Genomic DNA, 3,340 nt, shown 5'->3' with positions numbered 1-3,340 from the left:
TACGTACGCCTTCCAGCACCGCCGCTACTGGCCCGACACCCGGGTGGGCGCCGGTCGTGGCCGACTGGTGGACGACTGGCGCTACAAGGTCACCTGGCGCCGCCGTGCGCTGACCGGGGACCGTACCCCGACCGGCCGTTGGCTGCTGGTGGAACCCGGTGACGCCGTCGGTGCCCGGGTGGCGGAGGCGCTCCGGGCGGCGGGCGCGGACGTGGAGGTGGCGGACCATGCCGTGGCCGGTGACTTCGCGGGTGTGGTGGCGCTGCCGGGCTCGGTCGAGGAGGCCGTCTCGCTGGTGCGGGACCTGCGCACCGCCGGTTCGCAGGCTCCGCTGTGGTGGGTGACGGCGGACGCGGTGGCCGTCCGCTCCGGTGACACCGTACGACCCGACGCCGCCCAGTTGTGGGGCCTCGGGCAGGTCGTCGGCCTGGAGGAACCCGGCTGGTGGGGCGGGCTCGTCGACCTGCCCGCCGTATGGGACGACGGCGCGGGGGAGTCGCTCGCGGCCGTACTGGCAGGCGCGGCCGGTGGTGAGGACCAGGTGGCCGTACGCGGAGGCGACGTGTTCGCCCGGCGCCTGGTACGGGCCCCGCTGGCCGGGCGTGCCCCGGCCCGGCCGTGGACGCCGCGGGGCACGGTCCTGGTGACCGGCGGTACCGGCGGGGTCGGCGCCCACGTCGCCCGCTGGCTGGCCGGGGAGGGCGCGGAGCATCTCGTGCTGACCAGCCGCCGCGGTGCCGCGGCGCCGGGGGCCGAGGCCCTGGCCGACGAACTGCGTGCCCTGGGCGCCGAAGTGACCCTGGCGGCCTGTGACATGGCCGACCGGGAAGCTGTCGCCTCCGTCCTGGCGGACATACCACCGAAGGCACCGCTGACCGCCGTCGTCCACGCCGCCGGCGTCGTGCGCTACACCAAGGTGCGCCATCTGACCCCCGAGGAGATCCACGAGGTCGTCGACGGCAAGGTGGCGGGCGCCCGCCACCTCGACGAACTCACGGCCGGTATCGACCTCGACGCGTTCGTCCTGTTCTCCTCGGGCGCTGCCTCCTGGGGCGGCGGTTCCCAGGGCGCCTACGCCGCCGCCAACGCCTACCTCGACGGACTCGCCCGGTCCCGCCGTGCCCGGGGGCTGCCCGCCACCTCCCTCGCGTGGGGCACCTGGCGCTCCGAAGGCATGGCGGCCGACCTCGACGAGGAGTCCCTCACCCGCATGGGCCTCGCCCTCATGGACCCCGCGCTCGCGCTGTCCGTCATGAGGGAAGCGGTCGAACACGGCGAGACCTGCCTCACCGTCACCGACACCGACTGGTCCCGCTTCGCTCCCGTCTACGCGGGCGCCCGCCACCGCCCCCTGATCGAGGACATCCCGGAAGCGGCCCGCGCGCTCAAGGGCGACACGTACACCACCGGAACACCCGAGGACACCACCGGTACGGCGGACGCCGACAGCACCTCCTCCGCGCTGATCAGCCGGCTCGCCGATCTCACCGAAGGCGAACGGCGTACCGAACTGCTGGAGTTGGTGCGTTCCCGTGCCGCCGCCGTGCTCGGCCACACGGACACGGCGGAGGTCGCCGCCCACCGCCCCTTCAAGGACCTCGGCTTCGACTCCCTGACCGCCACCGAACTCCGCAACCGGCTCAACACCGCCACCGGACTGCGCCTGCCCGCCACCCTCGTCTTTGACCACCCCACCCCCACCGCCCTCGCCGACGAGCTGCACCGCGCGTTGTACGGCGGCACCGACCCGGCCGCCCGTACGGTCGTCGTGCGCGGTGCCGCGCAGGACGAGCCGCTGGCGATCGTCGGCATGGCCTGCCGTCTCCCGGGCGGCGTCACCGCGCCGGAGGACCTGTGGCGGCTCGTCACCGAAGGCCGCGACGCGATCTCCACCGTCCCCGGTGACCGGGGCTGGGACGCCTGGGGCGCGGCGGGCGGCCACGAGGGCGGCTTCCTCACGGACGTCGCCGGGTTCGACGCGGAGTTCTTCGGGATCTCGCCGCGCGAGGCGCTGGCGATGGACCCGCAGCAGCGGCTGTTGCTGGAGGTGTCGTGGGAGGCCGTGGAACGGGCCGGGATCGACCCGTCGTCCCTGCGCGGCAGCCGCACCGGTGTCTTCGTCGGCGGCTCACCCACGGGCTACGGAAGCGTCGTCGGTGACAGCCCCGACGCGGGCGGCTATCTGCTCACCGGCAACAGCGGCAGCGTGATGTCCGGCCGTATCGCCTACACGCTCGGGCTGGAGGGCCCGGCCCTGACGGTGGACACGGCCTGCTCCTCCTCCCTGGTCTCCCTGCACCTGGCCGGTCAGGCCCTACGCGGCGGCGAGTGCGACCTGGCCCTCACCGGCGGTGTCGCGGTCATGCCGACCCCGGGGGCCTTCGACGAGTTCGCCCGGCAAGGAGGTCTCGCCGCCGATGGCCGCTGCAAGGCGTTCGCCGACGCCGCCGACGGCACCGGCTGGTCCGAGGGGGTCGCCTTCCTCGTCGTGGAACGCCTGTCGGACGCTCGGCGCAACGGTCATCCCGTGCTCGCGGTGGTTCGTGGTTCGGCGGCGAATCAGGACGGTGCGTCGAACGGTTTGAGTGCGCCGAACGGTCCTGCTCAGCAGCGGGTCATCCGGCAGGCTCTGGCGAGTGCAGGTCTGTCGCCGTCGGAGGTGGACGCGGTGGAGGCGCATGGTACGGGGACGCGGCTGGGTGATCCGATCGAGGCGCAGGCGTTGTTGGCGACGTACGGCCAGGATCGTGAACGGCCGTTGTTCCTGGGGTCGTTGAAGTCGAACATCGGTCATACGCAGGCGGTGTCCGGAGTCGCTGGTGTGATCAAGACGGTGCTGGCTCTGCGGCAGGGGTTGTTGCCGAGGACGTTGCATGTGGATGAGCCGTCGAAGGAGGTCGACTGGTCGGCGGGGGCGGTGGAGTTGCTGACCGAGGCGCGTGCCTGGCCGGAGACCGGGCGGCCGCGTCGGGCCGGGGTGTCGTCCTTCGGGATCAGCGGCACCAACGTCCATGTGGTGCTGGAACAGGCCCCGGAACCCGACGACACGGCGGAGTCCGCGCCGTGCTCCGGTCCGGTCCCCTGGACGTTGTCCGGCAACACCGAGCACGCCCTGCGAACCCAGGCCACCCGCCTGGCAGACCATCTGACGAGCCGTGATCACCTCGCCGCCGACGCGGTGGGCCACACCCTGGCCGTGTCCCGCGCGGACCTGGAGCACCGGGCGGTGGTGGTCGGCGCCGACCGCGAGGACCTGCTGCGGGGCATCACCGCCGTCGCTGACGACCGGCCCGACGCGAGTGTGGTGCGGGGCTGCGTGAATGGCGGTCCTGGTCCGGTG

General features: G+C 73.4%; 1 protein-coding gene. It reads left to right on the top strand.

Translation table 11 applies throughout. The features are described from left to right. Positions 1 to 3,340: type I polyketide synthase (locus tag SMA5143A_RS37465; protein WP_146194016.1), on the top strand; the 3,340-nt coding region annotated here is incomplete at both ends.

Source organism: Streptomyces sp. MA5143a (assembly GCF_900290235.1).
Classification (GTDB): Bacteria; Actinomycetota; Actinomycetes; order Streptomycetales; family Streptomycetaceae; genus Streptomyces.
The sequence above is the reverse complement of the archived record's forward strand: the minus strand, read 5'-3'. Positions and strand labels throughout refer to the sequence as shown.